This is a genomic window from Mycobacterium avium subsp. avium, assembly GCF_009741445.1.
Classification (GTDB): Bacteria; Actinomycetota; Actinomycetes; order Mycobacteriales; family Mycobacteriaceae; genus Mycobacterium; species Mycobacterium avium.
The window spans coordinates 4571605-4588537 of the sequence record NZ_CP046507.1 but is presented as its reverse complement, the minus strand read 5'-3'; the positions used below and the strand labels follow the sequence as shown (position 1 = coordinate 4588537).

Sequence of the window (16933 nt, the reverse complement as noted above, 5' to 3'; positions counted from 1 at the left end):
GGCTCAGGCCGCCCCCGCGCCGGCGCCTTCCACAAGTTTCGCCAGTGCCGGGCCGCACAGCGGACCGGGCCCCATTCCCGACGGTCCCGGTGGCCGCGGATGGGGAGGCCATGATGGTCGGGGACATGGCCCGTGGGGCCACGGTGGCTGGGGCCACGGTGGTTGGAACCGGGGCTTCTGGGCGCCCGGACACTGGTGGAACTGGTGGTGGTGACCACCATCTCCGCGCGGTGAACCGGTCATCGCCGACACGCCAACCCTCGGGATGATCGAACCGCGTAGTGGGGGGAACCATGCCGGCCTGGCATCAGCCAGGTCGGCATGGCCCTATTCCAGACCTATTGCCCAGACCTATTGTCCAGACCGTTTGCGGCGCAACGGTTTACGGGTCGCGGGGCAACCCCAGCAGCCGTTCGGCGATGATGTTCAGCTGCACCTCCGACGTACCGCCGTAGATGGTGGTCGCGCGGCTGGCCAGCAGGTACTCGCCCCACTTGCCGGGTAGCTGATCGGTGTCGCCGATCGCCGCGTCGGTGCCGAACGAGGACACCGCGAATTCGGCATAGCCCTGGCCGGTGCGCATCGACAGCAGTTTGGAGATCGCCGCCGAGGGCATCGCGTCCCCACCGGCCAGCGTCAGCAGCGTGGAGCGCAGGTTCAGCACCTTGGCCGCATGGCCCTCGGCGATCAGCTGACCCGCACGGTGCCGCGCAACCTGATCGAACTGCCCGTCGCGCACGAACTCGACGAACTGCCCCAGCGTGGCCAGGAAATTCGCCTCGCTGCTGCCGATCGAGACCCGCTCGGCGGTCAGCGTGTTGCGGCTGACCTCCCAGCCGCGGTTCACCTCACCCAGCACGCACTCGTCGGGCACGAACACGTCGTCGATGTAGACGGTGTTGAACATCGCGTTACCGGTCAGCTCGCGCAGCGGCTTGACGTCGACGCCGTCGCTGCTCATGTCCAACAGGAAGTAGGTGATGCCATTGTGTTTCGGGGCGTTGGGGTCGGTTCTGGCCAGCAGCGCGCCCCACTGCGCGAACTGCGCGGCGGTGGTCCAGATCTTCTGGCCGGTGATCCGCCAGCCGCCGTCGGTCCGGGTGGCCTTGGTGGACAGGCCGGCCAGGTCCGATCCCGCACCCGGCTCGGAAAACAGCTGGCACCAGATCATTTCGCCGCGCAACGTCGGCGGCAGGAAGCGTTGCTTCTGCTCGTCGGTCCCGTACGCCACGATCGACGGGATGATCCAGGTGGCGATCCCGGTCTGCGGCCGTTTGACCCGCCCGGCGGCGAACTCCTGGGCGATGATGATCTGCTCCACCGGGCCCGCACCCCGGCCCCACGGCTTGGGCAGGTACGGCAGCACCCAGCCGCCCTCGGCGAGGGCAACCTTGCGCTGCTCGCGGTCCATCGCCTTGAACGCCGCCACCTCGGCCCGGATCTCGGCCCGCAGCTTCTCGGTGTCGGGGTCAAGGTCGATGTCGACCGCGCGCATCCCGGTGCTGGTCGCGGTGTCCACCACCTGCTGCGGATAGTCCGAGCTGCGGCCGAACGAGGCGGCCAGCATCAGCGCCCGACGGTAATAGACGCCTGCGTCGTGCTCCCAGGTGAAGCCGATCCCGCCGTGCACCTGGATGCAATCCTGCGCGCATCGTTGGGCGGCGGCCGGGGCCAGCGTGGCCGCCACCGCGGCGGCGAACTCGACGTGCGAACCCGCTGTGTCCCAATCCTTTTCGCGGGCCTCATCGAGCGCGCGGGCCGCGTCCCACACCGCCGCGGTGGCCCGCTCGGTGTCGGCGATCATCTCGGCGCACTTGTGCTTGATGGCCTGGAACTGGCCGATCGGCCGGCCGAACTGCTCGCGGATCTTGGCGTATTGCGACGCCGTGTCGGTCGCCCAGCGCGCGACGCCGATGGCCTCGGCGGACAGCAGCGTGGTCATCAGGGCGTGCGCGGTCGCCATGCTCAGCTTCGTCAACACCACGTCGTCGCCGACCTCGACGGCGTTGGCCCGCACGTCGGCGATGGGCCGCAGCGGGTCGATGCCTTTCACCGGTTCGATCTCGAGCTGCTCGGCGCGCAGCATCACCCACGCCTCGCCGCTGTCGATCGCCACCGGCAGCACCAGCAGCGAGGCCTGCGCCGCGGCGGGCACCGCGCGCAGTTCGCCGCGGATCACCAACACATCACCCTGACGGGTCGCGGTCAGCGCACAGCAATTCAGGCCGTAGGCCGCGATCTGGGCGCCGGATGCCAGCTCGGAGAGCACCTTGGCGTCCGGGTCGTGCGCGGAGATCAGTGCACTGGCGATGGCCGACGGCACGAACGGGCCCGGCACCGCGCCGTAGCCGAATTCGGCCAGCACAATGGCCAACTCGAGGATGCCGAAGCCCTGCCCGCCCACCGACTCCGACAAATGGACGCCGTGCAGGCCCTGCTCGGCCGCCGCCTGCCAGTACGGCGGCGGGTTCTCCAGCGGCGTCTCCATCGCCCGGTGCAGCGTCTCGGACGGCGCGATGCGCGCCACCAGCGATCGCACTGAATCGGCCAGTTCTTGATGCTCGGGATTTATTGCGATCGGCATTGGTCGCCTTCCGTTGCTGCAGGACGCCGTTTCGGCCAAGTACCTTCCAAGCTAACAACCAGTGGGTTGGTCGACGACATGGGCCAGCGGCTAGCGCCACCGCTTGAAGATCCACCGCGCGATGAGATCGGCCTGCTCGCTGCGCGCCCCGGGCGTGGTGAAGTAGTGGTCGGTGTCGATCGAGGCCCGCGTCTTGTCGGTGCTGGCCAGCGCGTCGAAGATGCGTTGCGCGTCAGAGGGAAACACCCCCGTGTCGGCCTCGGCGTTGATCACCAGCGCGGGGCAGCCGATGCGGGCCAGGTGCGGTTCGGCCCGGGTTTGCGCCACCCGCAGGCTCCACATGCTCAACCAGTTCCGCAGCGTGCACGCCGCGGCGATGCCGTGCGCGGAACGGTTCGCCTTGGCCGGGACACCCGCGTAGCACGTGTTGGGTTGGCGCTTGGTGGGCTCGATGGTCGGATCCACCATGCGGGGGTCGGCCCAGGTGCGCATGACCGAAAACGGGCGGTCCGAAAACCCCGCGGCGCGAATGCGTTTCAGCTCCTTTTCGGCCCAGTCGGTGATGGCGTGGTTGCGCGCGGTCTGCGCGGCCCGGTAGCGGGCGAGGAACTCCGGCGCATACGGCGGGCCGTTGCGCTCGTTGAACAGGTCGAGGTCGGCGTCGGTGGCGACGGGGTCGTTCTCGTCGACGACGGCGGCGTCCATCCAGGCGGTGAGCACCTCCGGGCGCCCCGGGTGGGCGGCGGTGGCCACATAGCCGTCGGCCGGCGGCAATTCGGTCAGCCCCGCCGCCGGGCGCATCCCGTCCAGCGGGGTCACGTTCGGCTCGACGGCCTGCGACTGGTAGGCGGCCATTAGCGATCCGCCGCCCGAATTGCCCAGCAGCACAACGGTATCCACTCCCTGGACGTCGCGCAGCCAGCGCACACCGACGCCGATGTCGACCAGCGCGTGGTCGAGCAGGAAGCTGCTCTCGAAGCCGCGGAACCGGGTGTTCCAGCCGAGAAAACCGATGCCGCGGGTGGCCATGTAGTCCGCCAGATAGTGCTCGGAGAAGTCGATCTGGTAGTGCGTGGCGATCATCGCCACCTTCGGTTTGCGTCCCACGCCCCGGTGGTAGAGCCCCTGGCAGGGATGCCCGCCGGCGCCCGCGCGGCCGGCGGTGCGCGAGGGCAGCCCGACGAATTCCCGGATCACCCCGGCGCCGGTACGGCGACTCGATTCGCGACTCAACTCTGCGGCTCCTCCTCACGCCCGTAGATGGCCCGGTAATAGATGTTGGCCAGGGTTCGGATGCAGGCCTGGTCGTCGGGTTCCCCGGAGCGCGCGGAACCGAGCTGGATGTAGCAGAACTGGTTGAACATCGCCACGATCGCCTCGGCGATCAGCTGCGGGTCGTCGTCGCGGCAGTAGCCCCGGGCTTGTGCGCGCCGCACCGATTCGGCGATGAAAGAGATTGGTATCGCGCAGATTTCGGCCCAGTACCGAGCAAAGTCGTCGTTGACCATGGCCAGTTGTGACACGCTGATCACCTCGGCCAGCCGGTTGCGGTAGGTGTGCCAGTGGGCGGCGGCCGCGGTGTAGGCGCGGTCCCGATCGGACAGGCCGTGCCGGGTCGCCGACCGCGCCCGCTGGTTGGCCTCGTCGCGGAAGCGCAGCGCCCACTGGCGCACCATCGCCTCCTTGGAGTCGTAGTAGTTGTAGAAGGATGCCGCCGAGCGGCCCGCCTCCGCGGCGATGTCGGCGATGGTGGTGGCCAGCACACCCTTGCGGGCGATGACGGTGCGGGCGGCCATGTCGATGGCGGCCCGGGTGCGCCTGCCCCGATGCGTGGGCAGCGCCGCGGGCCGGCCGGGCCGGTCAGCCGGGGATGCCGCGGTCGACACCTGCGCACCTCCCTGGGCCAAAACTGAATCTGATGTTAGATTCAGATTCGGGTCTTGGCCAGGATCGTCACCCGGGGACCGAGGGAGAAACCCGATGATCAAGCCGCACAACACCAACACCGAATTCGAACTCGGCGGGATCAATCACGTCGCCCTGGTGTGTTCGGACATGGCGAAAACCGTGGACTTCTACAGCAACGTGCTGGGCATGCCGCTGGTCAAATCGCTCGATCTGCCCGGCGGCGCGGGCCAGCACTTCTTCTTCGACGCCGGCAACGGCGACTGCGTGGCCTTCTTCTGGTTCGCCGACGCGCCCGACCGCGTCCCGGGCATCTCGTCGCCGGGCGCCATCCCCGGCATCGGCGACATCACCAGCGCGGTGAGCACCATGAACCACCTGGCCTTCCACGTGCCCGCCGAGAAGTTCGACGCCTACCGCCAACGGCTCAAGGACAAGGGTGTGCGGGTCGGCCCGGTGCTCAACCACGACGAAAGCCCGATGCAGGTCTCCGCGACCGTGCACCCCGGCGTCTACGTGCGCTCCTTCTACTTCCAGGACCCCGACGGCATCACCCTCGAGTTCGCTTGCTGGGTGAAGGAATTCGACAGCGGCGACGCTCGAGCGGTGCCCAAGACCGCGGCAGACCGCCGGCCCCGGGTGGGCGCCGGGCGCTGACGCCGCCGAGCCGGAGGATGGTGTCATGACCGACGGCATATTGACCGACGAACAGATCGCGGCGCTCACGCCCGAGCAACGGCGCGAACTCGTCTCCCGGCTGAAGCGGCCCCTGGGCGAAGTGATCGACCCGGAATATCTGGCCCGGATGCGGCGCATCCGGCTGAGCCTGATGATCGGCGGCTCCATGGCGATGATCCCGTGGCTCGGCTACCTGTCGGTGACGCTGCCGGAGAACTACGTCGCCCACAACTGGCCGATCACCTGGATCGGCTTCGACGTGCTGCTGGTCGGTTTCATGCTGGCCACCGCGGTGCTCGGCTACCTGCGCCGCCAGCTGCTCGGGCTCGCCGCGTCCTGCTGATCTGTGACGCGTGGTTCGACCTGATGACCGCCGGACCCAAGGACGTCTGGCTGTCGGTGATCACCGCGCTGCTGATCGAGGTGCCGTTGGCCGTCTTCATGATCCTGAGCGCGCTGCGCATCACCCGGCTCACCATGATGCGGCTGTGGCTGCTGCGCCCCGGCATGCGACTGTGGGACCTGCCGCTGTTCCCCTGACGGTCCGGCCGCCCAACGGTCAATCGTATCCCGAGTTACCGACCCGCACAGCGGAATTGGCGAGGACACCGCGCGCGCGGGTGCCTGGCGTCCGGATCGGGGACCTGTCGGGCAGGAGAGGTTACTGCACCGCCGGTGATTTCGCTGGGGAATGCGAGTCTTCACAAAACCGCCGAAATCTTCGCCTCCGTCAGCTAGCGTCACAGCAGCGACACAGGGGGTGCAAGCGACGGGGTGGTTCAGTCCGCCTCAGGGGTCGAGACCGTTGCCGATTTCCAGCGCGAAACCAAACCGATGATGTGCGAAAAGCCAAGCGCTCAATGCACTTTCGCAACCCCCGGCCGCACCGGAAGCGTCGGCTCACACAGCACAAGGATTCGAGGAAATGGTCGCACTCGGCAACATCAACGAATGGCAACCGCCGCACGGCCCGGTCACGATGTGGATGGCCGCGCCGGCCGCGCTCGAAGCCGCGCGCGCCGCGCGGCGAAGTGACCTGCCGCCGAGTTACCAACAGAACCAACACCTCTGGGCCGCCTACCACGGCAAGGTGCTGGACCGCCAGCTACCGCGGCTGATGGTCGTGGCGTGGGACATCCCCGGCGCCTGCGACATTGGCGCGATGACGGCGACCATCAACGCGCACCTGCGCCGGCAGGACACCTACCACAGTTGGTTCGAGCACGACAACGGCGTCTTCGTGCGCCGGGTCATCGACCGTCCCGAGGACATCGACTACGTTGCGGTGCCGCTCGGGCAGATGAACGCCGACCAGGTGCGCACGCACGTGCTGACAAGCACTCCGCAGACCCTGGAATGGGGTTGCTTCACCTACGGAATCATCCAGCACGCAGAGTATTTCACCTTCTACGCCAGCGTCGACCACCTGCACATCGACGGTCTTTCGGCCGCCCTCATCTTCCTCGACATCCACCTGACCTATCAGGAGCTGGCCCATACCGGCCGGCTGCCCGCGGGGCTGCCGGAGATCCGCAGCTACCGCGACTACGCGGTGCGCCAGCGCGCGAAGGCCGCCGCGCTGACCTTGTCGTCGCCGGAGATCAAGCACTGGATCGAGTTCGCGCGCGACACCGACGGCGACTGGCCGAGTTTTCCGCTGCCCCTGGGCGACACGTGGGCCAGCAGCAAGGGCGACCTGCTGACCGTCGAGCTGATGGACGCCGCGGACACGACGTCATTCGACGCCGCCTGCGGGGCGGCCGGCGCCCGGTTCATCGGGGGAGTGCTGGCCTGCACGGCGCTGGCCGAACACGAATTGACCGGCAAGACGACGTATCACGGATTCACCGCCCGGGACACCCGCACACCCGGCGTCGACACCATGACCCTGGGCTGGTTCGCCAGCCTGATCCCGGTCACGGTGCCGACCGCGGGCGAAACGTTCGCCCAGGCGGCCAGGACGGCGCAGAAGTCGTTCGACGACGCCCAACGCCTGGCCGACGTGCCGGTGGAGCGGGTGCTGGAGCTTGCCACGCCGGACGAACTGGGTATCAAACTGCCCACCCAGCTGCCGATGATGTTGTCGTTCCTCGACTTCCGCAAGATTCCCCTCAACGGCCTGTGGGCCGAGACCAAGTTCGGCACCTACGGCGACAGCCTTTCGCACGGCGGGGTGAACATGTGGATCAACCGCCAGGCCGCGAACACCACGGTGACAATGTCGTTCCCGGACAACGCGATCGCCCGCGACTCGGTGCTGCGCTACATCGCCACGCTGATCCGGGTGTTCATCCGCGTCGCCAGGCCCGCCGCGGACGAGCCCGTCGTGGTTGTGCGCCAACCCGATTCGCACGAACCGGGCACCTTGGCGCCCACCGCGGACGACACCGAAGCGGCGTAATCATGAGCAACGTGCTGGATTTGGCCGACCAGACCCTGTTTCTCGGTGAGCGGGCGACGGGAGCCACCAGCCTGCTGCAATGCGTGTGGGTGTACGACCGCGCGATCGACCTGGCCGGGCTGAGGCGGTTCCACCGGCACCTGGGTGCCGGACGGCTGGCGCGGCGGATCGAGTGCTCCCCGTTGCCGTTCGGCCGTCATCGCTGGGTGTCGACCGGCGCGCAGGGCGCCCTCGAGGTGGTCGCGGTGCCGCGGCCGCGGGATGCCGTCGACGCCTGGCTAACCGAGCAGGCCGGCAGGCGGCCGGACGCCGAGCACGGGCCCGGGTGGCACCTGGCGGTGTTGCCGCTGACCGACGGCGGCGCGGTGGTGAGCCTGGTCACCACGCACTGCCTGACCGACGGCGTCGGGCTGTGCGAGGCGCTGGCCGACGCGGCTCTCGGGCGCGCGGACACGGTCCGCTGGCCCGCGGCGGCGGGCCGGCCACGCTGGTCCGCGGTGGCCGAGGACGCACGCCAAACCGCCCGCGACACAGGCGATGTCGGCCGTGCGGTGCGGGCGGCGGCACGGATGCTGCGCCAGGGCCGCGACGGCGCGGCGCCGGCACGGGGCCGCGCGACCCGGCGGCGCGGCACCCAAGACCGCATCACCGTTCCCGCGCAGACGATCTTCGTCGACGCCGACGAGTGGGACGCCCGCGCCCGGACCCTGGGCGGCACCAGCAACGCGCTGCTCGCCGGACTGGCCGCCCGCCTCGCCCAGCGGGTGGGACGGGTCGCCCGCGACGGTTCGGTCACCGTCGGCATGCCGGTCAACGAACGCGTTGCCGGCGACACCCGCGCCAACGCCGTTACCAACGTCGACGTGCTGCTGGGACCCGCGGCGATCGGCACCGACCTGCGCGCGATCCGGGCCGCGGTCAAGCACGCCCTGGTCCGCCACCACGACCTGCCCGACGAGCGGTGGGCGTTGCTGCCGCTGGTTCCGCTGATCCCCAAGCGGGTGTTCCGGCGGCTGCTCGGCGTGGTCACCGGCGGCGCCACCACGGTGGTGTCGTCCAACCTCGGTGCGCTCGACCCGGCCGCCAACCGGCCAGACGGCACGGACGCCGACTATTTCGCGATGAGGTCGGTGTACCCGGGCGTGACCGACGCGACCATGCAGCGCACCAACGGAGCGCTGGCGCTGCTGTCGGGACGAGTGCACGACCGGGTCTTCGTCTCGGTCCTGGGCTACGAGCTGGGCCGGCAGAATTCGAACGAGGCGTTGCGGCAAGCCCTTTCGGGGGCGCTGAACGATTTTTCGCTGACCGCCGCGACGGGCTGGAATCCGGTCCGCGCGGTGGCAACCCGCTAGGACTGCGCGGGCGTTTCGGTGCGCCGGTACAGGGCCGGCTCGGCCAGCTCGTCGAGCAGCGCGGCGAGCTGGTCGACGAGCTGATCGGGCTCGAGACGCACCTCGCCGGCCAGCCAGGCGCTGATGGTCTGTGCCACGCCGCCGACCACGAAGTGGGCGGCCGCCTTGATCCGGTCGTTGGCCGGCATCCGTAGCGCGTCGCCCACGTGCTGGCCGGACAGCATCGCGAACAGCGCGCTGGACTCGGCGCGCTTGCGCACCACCACCGGATCGGCCAGCTGGGTGCTGAACAGCAGCCGGCCCACCCGGGCGTCCTCGGTGATGGTCCGCACGATGTTGGCCATGCCCGCGCGGGTCTGCTCGTGGGCCGGCACCGCCGTCACCGCGGCCTGCGTGGTCGCGGCCAGCTCGGCGACCACCCAGTCGAACACACACGCCACGAATTGGTCCTTGTCGGTGAAGCTTTCGTAGAAGTAACGCGCCGCCAGGCCGGCGCGGCGGCACACGCCGCGGACGGTGACCGCCGCAATGTTCTGCTGCTCGGCCCCCAGCAGGTCCAGCCCCGCGCCCAGCAGCCGGTTGCGCCGGGTGGCCAGCCGCTCGGCCGCCTCGACCCCGCGGTACGGCCGCGCGCCGGACGTCTGGCTCATGCACACCATCTTGACACCAACGCCGGGCCACGACAATATCAGGAAACAAGCGTTCGCAGATTAGCGGACCAGTGCTGCGGGAGGACCTGACGATGGCGATTCACGAGCCGGTGCACCAGCCGACGGCCCATGTCGAGCCGACGGGCCATGTCGAGCCGACGAGCCACGTCGAGCGCCGCGTCACCGACCCGCCCCGGCCCCGGCGGCGCAAGCCGCTGCGGACGCTGGGCATCGACGAGGGGCTGATGGGCGTGGCGCTGCTGGCCGGCCCGGCGAACGTGATCATGCAGCTGGCCAATCCCGGTGTCGGCTACGGCGTGATGGAAAGCCGCGTGGAAAGCGGCCGGGTCGACCTGCATCCGATCAAGCGGGCCCGCACCACCTTCACCTACCTGGCCGTGGCGACCTCCGGCAGCGAGGCGCAGAAGGACGCCTTCCGCCGGGCGGTGAACCGGGCGCACGCGCAGGTGTACTCGACGCCGGAAAGCCCGGTGTCCTACAACGCCTTCGACCCCAACCTGCAGCTGTGGGTGGGCGCCTGCCTGTACAAGGGCGGGCTGGACATCTACCGGATGTTCATCGGCGAACTCGACGGCGACGACGCCGACCGCCACTACCGCGAGGGCATGACGCTGGCCACCACGCTGCAGGTGCCGCCGGCGATGTGGCCGCCGGACCGCGCGGCGTTCGACCGCTACTGGGAGGAGTCGCTGGCCAAGGTGCACATCGACGACGCCGTGCGCGAGTATCTGTATCCCATTGCGGCCAACCGCATTCGGGGAGTGTGGCTGCCCGGCCCGGTGCGGCGTCTCACCGAGGGCTTCGCGTTGTTCATCACGACCGGCTTCCTGCCGCAGCGGTTCCGCGACGAGATGCGGCTGCCCTGGGACGCGACCAAGCAGCGGCGCTTCGACCGGCTGATCGCGGTGTTGGCGACGGTGAACCGCTACCTACCGCGGTTCATCCGGCAATTCCCGTTCAACGTCCTGCTCTACGACCTGGACCGCCGGATCCGCAAGGGGCGTCCGCTCGTGTAGCGCGGGCGGCCGGCCGCCACGGCCGGGTTGATAACAATAATCATTTTCATTAAAGTTTGCTCAGTCTGGTCCGCCTTCCAGCCTGAGGAGACCCATGACGGCGCCGATCTTCATGGCCTCGCCGCCCGAACTGCATTCCGCGCTGCTCAGCAGCGGCCCTGGACCCGCGTCGTTGCTGGCCGCCGCCGGCGCATGGTCGCAGTTGAGTGCCGAATATGCTTCTGCGGCAGAGCAATTGAGCACGCTGCTGACCGGCGTCGCCGCGGGCGCCTGGCAGGGCGTCAGCGGCGAATCGTACGTCGGCGCGCACGCCCCCTACCTGGCATGGCTGACCAAGGCCAGCGCCGACAGCGCGGCGGTGGCCGCCCAGCACGAGGTGGCCGCGACCGCCTACACCACCGCGCTGGCCACGATGCCGACGCTGCCGGAGCTGGCCGCCAACCACGCCGTGCACGCGACCCTGGTGGCCACCAACTTCTTCGGTGTCAACACGGTGCCGATCGCGGTCAACGAGGCCGACTATGCGCGGATGTGGACGCAGGCGGCGACCACCATGTCCACCTATCACGCGGTGTCCACCGCCGCCGTCGCGTCCACACCGCAAGCCGGACCGGCACCGCAGATCATGAAATCTGATGCCTCGCAAGACGATTCGGGCAACGAAGATCACGACCCCAAGATCGACAACCCGTTCAACGACTTCATCGCGAACATCCTGAGGAACCTGGGGATCGACTGGGACCCGGCCAAGGGAACCGTCAACGGGCTGGACTACGACGCCTACACGAATGCCGGGGAACCCATCTTCTGGGTGGTGCGCGCCCTGGAACTGCTGGAGGATTTCGAGCAGTTCGGCTATTACCTGGTGCACAATCCCGCCTTGGCGTTCCAGTACCTGGTGCAACTCATGCTGTTCGACTGGCCGACGCACATCCTGGAGATCTTCATGAGCCAGCCGGAGTTGCTGGCCCCCGCGCTGTTGCTGGCGGCCGCGCCGTTCGCCGCCGTCGGCGGATTCGCCGGGCTGGCCGGGCTGGCGGCCCTCCCGCAGCCGGTGGCCGTCCCCGCGGCCGTCGCGGCCCCGCCGGCCCCGCCCGGCCTGCCGCCCGCCATCGCCATCGCACCCACCCCCGTCGCAGCGGCCGCCCCGGTGGCGACGGCCCCGGCGCCCGCGCCCGCCGCCACGGCGACCACGGTGGCCGGCGTGCCGCCCGCGGCACCGGCACCCGTCGCGCCCGCGGCGGGATTCTTCCCGCCCTACGTCATCGGCCCGCCGGGCATGGGAACCGGCTCGGGGATGAGCGCCAGCGCCAGCTCGAGCGCCAAACGCAAAGCGCCGGAACCCGACAGCGCCGCCGCCGCGGCGGCCGCGGCGGCACGCAATGCCGCCCGGTCGCGCCGGCGCCGCCGCGCCACCCGGCGCGGGCACGGCGAGGAGTTCATGGACATGAACGTCGACGTCGACCCGGACTGGGGCGGGCCGGCCGGCCCCGAGTCCTCGGCGTCCGATCGGGGCGCGGGCGCGCTGGGCTTCGCCGGCACCGCGCGGAAGGACGCGGCCGGCGCGGCCGCCGGGTTGACCACCCTGCCCGGCGCCGAGCTCGGCGGTCCGACGATGCCGATGATGCCGGGCAGCTGGGAACCGGGCGACGACGCGGGAGCCGAACACGACAGCTAGTCGGTTCGTTGCGACGGGCGCGCAGCGATAATGGCCCGGTGGCGACGCTGAAGGCCGTCCGCGGCTGGCGAATCGGGTCGATGGAGGTGCTGGTCGGCATCCTGCTGGCCTGCGCCCTGGCCGCGACCACCCTGCGGACCGTGGTCGGCAACAGCGCGGCGTTGTCCACGGTCGGCACCGTGTTCTGCGGGGTTTTCGTCCAGGCGATCCCGTTTTTGGTGCTCGGGGTGGTGGTGAGCGGGCTGATCGCGGTGTTCGTCTCGCCCGAGCGATTGGCGCGCTGGCTGCCGCGTCGGCCGGCGACGGCGGTCCTGGCGGCCGGTGCGGGCGGGATGGCGTTGCCCGGTTGCGAGTGCGGGTCGGTGCCGCTGGCGCGGCGGCTGTTCGGCGAGGGCGGGGCGACGGGGGCGGCCGCGTTGACGTTCATGCTGGCGGCGCCGGCGATCAACCCGGTCGTCCTGGCGTCCACCGCGGTGGCGTTTCCGGGCTTGCCCGGCATGGTGTTCGCGCGGCTGGGCGCGTCGCTGCTGACCGCCGTCGTCATGGGTTGGGTGTGGTCACGCTGGGGCCGTCCGGAATGGATCACGCGCGCACTGCCGGCATCCCGGGCGCCGGCCGAATCGCGGTTGGAGGTCTTCACCGAGGCGGCCCGTCACGACTTCCTGCAAGCCGCATCGTATTTGGTCCTCGGTGCCGCCGCCGCCGCACTGCTGCACGTGGCCGTGCCGCCGTGGGTGTTCACGCATCTGGCCGGTGACCTGGCGCTCGGCGTCGCGCTGATGGCCGCCCTGGCGGTGGTGCTGGCGCTGTGCTCGGAAGCGGATGCGTTCGTGGCGGCCAGTCTGACGATGGTGCCGCTGTTGCCCCGGCTGGTGTTCCTCGTCGTCGGGCCCGCCGTCGACGTCAAGCTGTTCGCCATGCAGGCGGGCATGTTCGGCCGGGCATTCGCGGCCCGTTTTGCGCCGTGCACTCTTCTCGTAGCAACCGTGAGTGCTTGCGGCATCGGCTTTTTCGTGCTGGGCGCGCGCTGATGAGCCGCGAGACCGAAAACACCGTGTTGCTGTTGGTGGGCATCAGCATGGTCATCATCACCGCCTCCGGCGTGTTCACCCGGTATGTCAAACCCGGACTGTGGCCGTGGCTGGTGACCTCGGCCGTGGTGTTGATCGGGTTGGCGCTGGCGGCCATCGTGGGCGACATCCGCCGCGGTGGCCCGCGCACCGTCGACGCGCCCGGCGGGGCGGGCCACGAGCACTCCCACCGCAGCGGCCTCGTCTGGCTGCTGGTGCTTCCCGTGCTGGTGCTGATGTTCGTGGCGCCGCCGGCGCTGCGTCCTTCCGCGGCGGCCCCGTCGGTGATGGCGGTGTCCAATGATGTTCTGAGACAAAAGTTTCCGCCGTTGCCGACGGGATCGTCCCCGGAAGTGTCGCTGCCGGAGGTGTTGATGCGCGAGGCGCAGGACACCACCGGATCGCTGACGAACCGGACGATCACCGTGACCGGCTTCGTCCTCAACGAGGCTCACGGCGTCGACCTGGGACGCGTCGTGATCGTCTGCTGTGCGGCCGACGCGCAGCTGGCCCGTATCCATCTGCGCGGCCCGGCCGCCGCGGCCGCCGCCGGCCTGCCGGACAACACCTGGATCCGGGTCGAAGGTCAGGTCATTCCGGCGCCGCGGCAACCGAAATCGGCGGTGATTCCGACGCTGCAGACCACCGCGGTCACCCGGATCGATGCGCCGCGCAACCCCTACGCCTACCCGCGCTGACCCGCCTTCGCTCAGCGCTCTTCGCGGAAGTCGACGTGGCGGCGGACGACCGGATCGTATTTGCGCAGCACCAGCCGGTCGGGGTCATTGCGCCGGTTCTTGCGGGTGATGTAGGTGTATCCGGTCCCGGCCGTCGAACGCAGTTTGACCAAGGGTCGAATCTCGTTGCGGGCCATCAGATTTGCTGCCCTTGCCGGCGCAGCCGCGCCACCACCGCCTCGATGCCGTCGCGGTCGATAACCTTGATGCCCTTGGCGCTGACCCGCAGCCGGACCCGGCGCCCCTCCGAGGGCAGGTAATAGGTCTTCAGTTGAATGTTGGGTGACCAGCGCCGAGGCGTCCGGCGATGCGAATGCGACACCGCATTACCGAAGCTCGGCCGCCGGCCCGTCACCTGGCAGTGGGCAGACACGTAACCCCTCTCCGCTTATTGAAAATCATTTTCGACAAGGCCCGCCACGAACGGTACCGTATGGGTGGCTTAGATGAAAACGATTACCAATAAGGAGGCCGATGCGGACGCCCGTCATCCTGGTTGCCGGCCAACGCGGCACGGATCCGGTCGTGGGTGCGCTGCTGCGCACCCCGGGAACGCTGGTCGTCGAGCATCGGTTCGACGGCCACGTGGTGCGCCGAACCACGGCGGTGCTCACCGATGGCGTCTTGACCAGCACCGAGTGCGGGCTGGAACTCGCGCACGGCTGCGTGTCGTGCACTATCCGCAACGATCTACTGGTCCTGCTGCGTCAACTGCACCGTCGCGACGACGTCGACCGGATCGTGGTGCACCTGGCCCCCTGGCTGGAACCGGAACCGATCTGCCTGGCCATCAACCACGTCCGGGTCCGGGTGGCGCCGGGTGGCGTCGACGGCCCTGCGGCCCTTGATGTTTCGATCGCCGCCGTGGTGACCTGTGTCGACTCCTCGACGTGGCTGAGCCAGGCACTGGGCGAGGACGAACTGGACGACGGCCGCACCCACGCCCAGGTGGTGATCGGTCAGGCCGAATTCGCCGACGTGGTGGTGCTCGACCATCCCAATCCGTTCCTGGCCGCCGTGCTGCGCCGGCTGGCCCCGCGCGCCCGCGTCCGAGTTGGCGCCGACGGCATCGATGACGCACTGAACAACCTGTACCGCGACGCGCGCCGCGGCCGCGTCGACGACCCGCACGGCCCGCTGCTGGCGGGGCAGCCGCCGCTGGATGCGCGCGGGCCGATTCGCTTGGTGGAGTTCAACTCTCGAAGGCCCTTCCATCCCGGGCGGCTGCATGCCTGCCTGGATCTGCTGCTCGACGGCGTCATCAGAACCCGCGGGCGGCTCTGGCTGGCCAGTCGGGCCGACCGCGCGATGTGGCTGGAATCGGCCGGTGCCGGCCTGCGGGTCAGCTCGGCGGGCAAGTGGCTGGCCGCCATGACCGGCCCCGAGCGCGACGGCATCGATGCCCAGCGCCGTGTGCTGGCCGCGCTGGGCTGGGACGACCGGCACGGCGATCGGCACACCGCGATGGCAATCCTGGTGTGCGGCGCGGATCCCGCCGAGATTCTCGACGCGCTGCAGGCGGCGCTGCTCACCCACGAGGAGCTGGAGCGCCCCGGCGAGTGGGAGGGGTACGACGACCCGTTCGGCGATTGGCATGAGGAGCCGTGCGTGGGCCTTGAAGCCGCCGACAACGCGGCGCAGGGGGCGCGGCAGGACCCGGACCCGTCATGAGCCCCGCCGGCGCAGGCGGGATGGAGCAGTTCCGCCGACGCGACGGTCGCCGATAGCTGCGAAACCCTAGTACCGTTGCGCGCCACCGGAAATGCGGTGTCGGCCGGGCGGCGTAGGGTGGATCGCGTGCGAAGCGAAGGCGATACCTGGGACATCACCACCAGCGTGGGCTCGACCGCGTTGTTCGTGGCCACGGCGCGGGCGTTGGAGGCGCAAAAGCCCGACCCGCTCGCGGTGGATCCGTACGCGGAGATCTTCTGCCGCGCCGTCGGCGGTTCGGCCGCCGACGTGCTGGACGGCAAGGATCCCGACCATCAGCTCAAGACCGACGACTTCGGCGTGCACTTCGTGAACTTCCAGGGGGCACGCACCAAGTACTTCGACGAATATTTCCGCCGGGCGGCCGACGCGGGGGTGCGGCAGGTCGTCATCCTGGCCGCGGGCCTGGACTCGCGGGCCTACCGCCTGGACTGGCCGGCCGCGACCACCATCTTCGAACTGGACCAGCCGCAGGTGCTCGACTTCAAGCGCGAGGTGCTGGCCGGCGTCGACGCCCACCCGCGCGCCGAGCGCCGCGAGATCGCCGTCGATCTGCGCGAGGACTGGCCGCAGGCCTTGCGGGACAGCGGATTCGACCCGGACAAGCCGTCGGCGTGGATCGCCGAGGGCCTGCTGATCTATCTGCCGGCCAGCGCCCAGGAGCAGCTGTTCACCGGCATCGACGCGCTGGCCGGCCACGGCAGCCACGTCGCCGTCGAGGAGGGCGCCCCGCTGACGCCCGAGGACTTCGAGGCCGCGGTGGCCGCCGAACGCGCCGCCAACGAGCAGGGCGAGCAGCGAATATTCTTTCAGCTCGTCTACAACGAACAGTGCGCGCCGGCCGCCGAGTGGTTCGGCAGCCGCGGCTGGACCGCGGTGCCCACCCCGCTGGCCGACTACCTGCGCCAGGTCGGCCGTCCGGTGCCCGGCCCGGACACCGAGGCCGGGCCGATGATCGCGCGCAACACCCTGGTGAGCGCCGTGCGGGGCTGACCCGCCGAGCGACAAACCGGCCGCGAACCCCGATCGCGGCCGGCTTTTCATGAGTCATCCATGAATCGGCGCCGCGCCGGAACTTCTCGCGGCCCCGGTGCGACTACTACCGGGCTCACCCGTGCGCCGCCGAAC

15 protein-coding genes and 1 pseudogene are annotated in these 16933 nt (G+C 69.8%); 10 read left to right on the top strand and 6 right to left on the bottom strand.

Going from position 1 to position 16933, the window contains the following annotated elements; genetic code table 11:
• Window positions 1-382: 382 nt before the first annotated feature.
• The 3 genes from MAA44156_RS21525 to MAA44156_RS21515 form a co-directional block, all read right to left on the bottom strand.
• Complete coding sequence (locus MAA44156_RS21525) at window positions 383-2584, bottom strand: acyl-CoA dehydrogenase family protein (RefSeq protein WP_009979597.1); 2202 nt, start codon at window positions 2582-2584, stop codon at window positions 383-385.
• A gap of 90 nt (window positions 2585-2674) precedes the next feature.
• Complete coding sequence (locus tag MAA44156_RS21520) at window positions 2675-3817, bottom strand: alpha/beta hydrolase (protein WP_029248642.1); 1143 nt, start codon at window positions 3815-3817, stop codon at window positions 2675-2677.
• Complete coding sequence (locus MAA44156_RS21515; RefSeq protein ID WP_162151401.1) at window positions 3814-4380, bottom strand: TetR/AcrR family transcriptional regulator; 567 nt, start codon at window positions 4378-4380, stop codon at window positions 3814-3816. The genes MAA44156_RS21520 and MAA44156_RS21515 overlap by 4 nt, the downstream gene beginning before the upstream one ends.
• Window positions 4381-4564: 184 nt before the next feature.
• On the opposite strand from MAA44156_RS21515, the gene MAA44156_RS21510 reads away from it, so the two are divergent.
• From MAA44156_RS21510 to MAA44156_RS21495, 4 genes and pseudogenes are all read left to right on the top strand, one after another.
• Window positions 4565-5146, top strand: coding sequence for a VOC family protein (locus MAA44156_RS21510; RefSeq protein WP_009979593.1), 582 nt, complete (start codon window positions 4565-4567; stop codon window positions 5144-5146).
• 25 nt (window positions 5147-5171) lie between these two features.
• Window positions 5172-5707 (top strand): annotated as a pseudogene (locus MAA44156_RS21505) (hypothetical protein).
• Between the two features lie 385 nt (window positions 5708-6092).
• Window positions 6093-7568 (top strand): condensation domain-containing protein, encoded by a 1476-nt coding sequence (locus MAA44156_RS21500; RefSeq protein WP_009979591.1) that lies wholly within the window; start codon window positions 6093-6095, stop codon window positions 7566-7568.
• A 2-nt stretch (window positions 7569-7570) separates the two neighbouring features.
• Entirely contained in the window at window positions 7571-8923 is a 1353-nt protein-coding gene (locus MAA44156_RS21495; RefSeq protein WP_033730514.1) for a WS/DGAT/MGAT family O-acyltransferase, read from the top strand.
• Here MAA44156_RS21495 and MAA44156_RS21490 read toward each other — a convergent pair.
• Window positions 8920-9582, bottom strand: coding sequence for a TetR/AcrR family transcriptional regulator (locus MAA44156_RS21490; RefSeq protein ID WP_009979585.1), 663 nt, complete (start codon window positions 9580-9582; stop codon window positions 8920-8922). The genes MAA44156_RS21495 and MAA44156_RS21490 overlap by 4 nt on opposite strands.
• An 83-nt stretch (window positions 9583-9665) precedes the next feature.
• On the opposite strand from MAA44156_RS21490, the gene MAA44156_RS21485 reads away from it, so the two are divergent.
• From MAA44156_RS21485 to MAA44156_RS21470, 4 genes are all read left to right on the top strand, one after another.
• Window positions 9666-10610, top strand: a complete 945-nt coding sequence (locus MAA44156_RS21485) for an oxygenase MpaB family protein (RefSeq protein WP_009979584.1) — start codon at window positions 9666-9668, stop codon at window positions 10608-10610.
• A gap of 94 nt (window positions 10611-10704) precedes the next feature.
• The gene (locus tag MAA44156_RS21480) at window positions 10705-12288 is read left to right on the top strand and encodes a PPE family protein (protein WP_033730512.1); all 1584 of its coding nucleotides are present in this window, start codon (window positions 10705-10707) and stop codon (window positions 12286-12288) included.
• A gap of 38 nt (window positions 12289-12326) precedes the next feature.
• A complete protein-coding gene (locus MAA44156_RS21475; RefSeq protein ID WP_009979579.1) occupies window positions 12327-13319 on the top strand; it encodes a permease in 993 nt (330 codons plus the stop codon).
• The gene (locus MAA44156_RS21470; RefSeq protein WP_009979578.1) at window positions 13319-14056 is read left to right on the top strand and encodes a TIGR03943 family putative permease subunit; all 738 of its coding nucleotides are present in this window, start codon (window positions 13319-13321) and stop codon (window positions 14054-14056) included. Before MAA44156_RS21475 ends, MAA44156_RS21470 begins: the two co-directional genes overlap by 1 nt.
• A gap of 11 nt (window positions 14057-14067) precedes the next feature.
• Here the strand turns inward: MAA44156_RS21470 and rpmG are convergent, their stop codons facing one another.
• Window positions 14068-14232, bottom strand: coding sequence for a 50S ribosomal protein L33 (gene rpmG, locus MAA44156_RS21465; protein WP_009979577.1), 165 nt, complete (start codon window positions 14230-14232; stop codon window positions 14068-14070).
• On the bottom strand, window positions 14232-14468 hold the full coding sequence (rpmB, locus tag MAA44156_RS21460) for a 50S ribosomal protein L28 (protein ID WP_009979576.1): 237 nt from the start codon (window positions 14466-14468) through the stop codon (window positions 14232-14234). The genes rpmG and rpmB overlap by 1 nt, the downstream gene beginning before the upstream one ends.
• Before the next feature lie 101 nt (window positions 14469-14569).
• Between rpmB and mrf the strand changes: the two genes are divergently transcribed.
• Both mrf and MAA44156_RS21450 read left to right on the top strand, forming a co-directional pair.
• Complete coding sequence (mrf, locus tag MAA44156_RS21455) at window positions 14570-15766, top strand: ribosome hibernation factor-recruiting GTPase MRF (protein WP_009979574.1); 1197 nt, start codon at window positions 14570-14572, stop codon at window positions 15764-15766.
• Window positions 15767-15892: 126 nt separating this feature from the next.
• A complete protein-coding gene (locus tag MAA44156_RS21450; RefSeq protein ID WP_009979572.1) occupies window positions 15893-16798 on the top strand; it encodes a class I SAM-dependent methyltransferase in 906 nt (301 codons plus the stop codon).
• The last annotated feature ends 135 nt before the right edge of the window (window positions 16799-16933 follow it).

Coding starts and splice junctions, on each gene's coding strand:
- MAA44156_RS21525 (WP_009979597.1), bottom strand. CDS start 2,584: ATGCCGATCGCAATAAATCCCGAGCATCAAGAACTGGCCGATTCAGTG.
- MAA44156_RS21495 (WP_033730514.1), top strand. CDS start 7,571: ATGAGCAACGTGCTGGATTTGGCCGACCAGACCCTGTTTCTCGGTGAG.
- MAA44156_RS21510 (WP_009979593.1), top strand. CDS start 4,565: ATGATCAAGCCGCACAACACCAACACCGAATTCGAACTCGGCGGGATC.
- MAA44156_RS21480 (WP_033730512.1), top strand. CDS start 10,705: ATGACGGCGCCGATCTTCATGGCCTCGCCGCCCGAACTGCATTCCGCG.
- MAA44156_RS21490 (WP_009979585.1), bottom strand. CDS start 9,582: ATGGTGTGCATGAGCCAGACGTCCGGCGCGCGGCCGTACCGCGGGGTC.
- MAA44156_RS21485 (WP_009979584.1), top strand. CDS start 9,666: ATGGCGATTCACGAGCCGGTGCACCAGCCGACGGCCCATGTCGAGCCG.
- MAA44156_RS21515 (WP_162151401.1), bottom strand. CDS start 4,380: ATGGCCGCCCGCACCGTCATCGCCCGCAAGGGTGTGCTGGCCACCACC.
- MAA44156_RS21500 (WP_009979591.1), top strand. CDS start 6,093: ATGGTCGCACTCGGCAACATCAACGAATGGCAACCGCCGCACGGCCCG.
- rpmG (WP_009979577.1), bottom strand. CDS start 14,232: ATGGCCCGCAACGAGATTCGACCCTTGGTCAAACTGCGTTCGACGGCC.
- MAA44156_RS21470 (WP_009979578.1), top strand. CDS start 13,319: ATGAGCCGCGAGACCGAAAACACCGTGTTGCTGTTGGTGGGCATCAGC.
- mrf (WP_009979574.1), top strand. CDS start 14,570: ATGCGGACGCCCGTCATCCTGGTTGCCGGCCAACGCGGCACGGATCCG.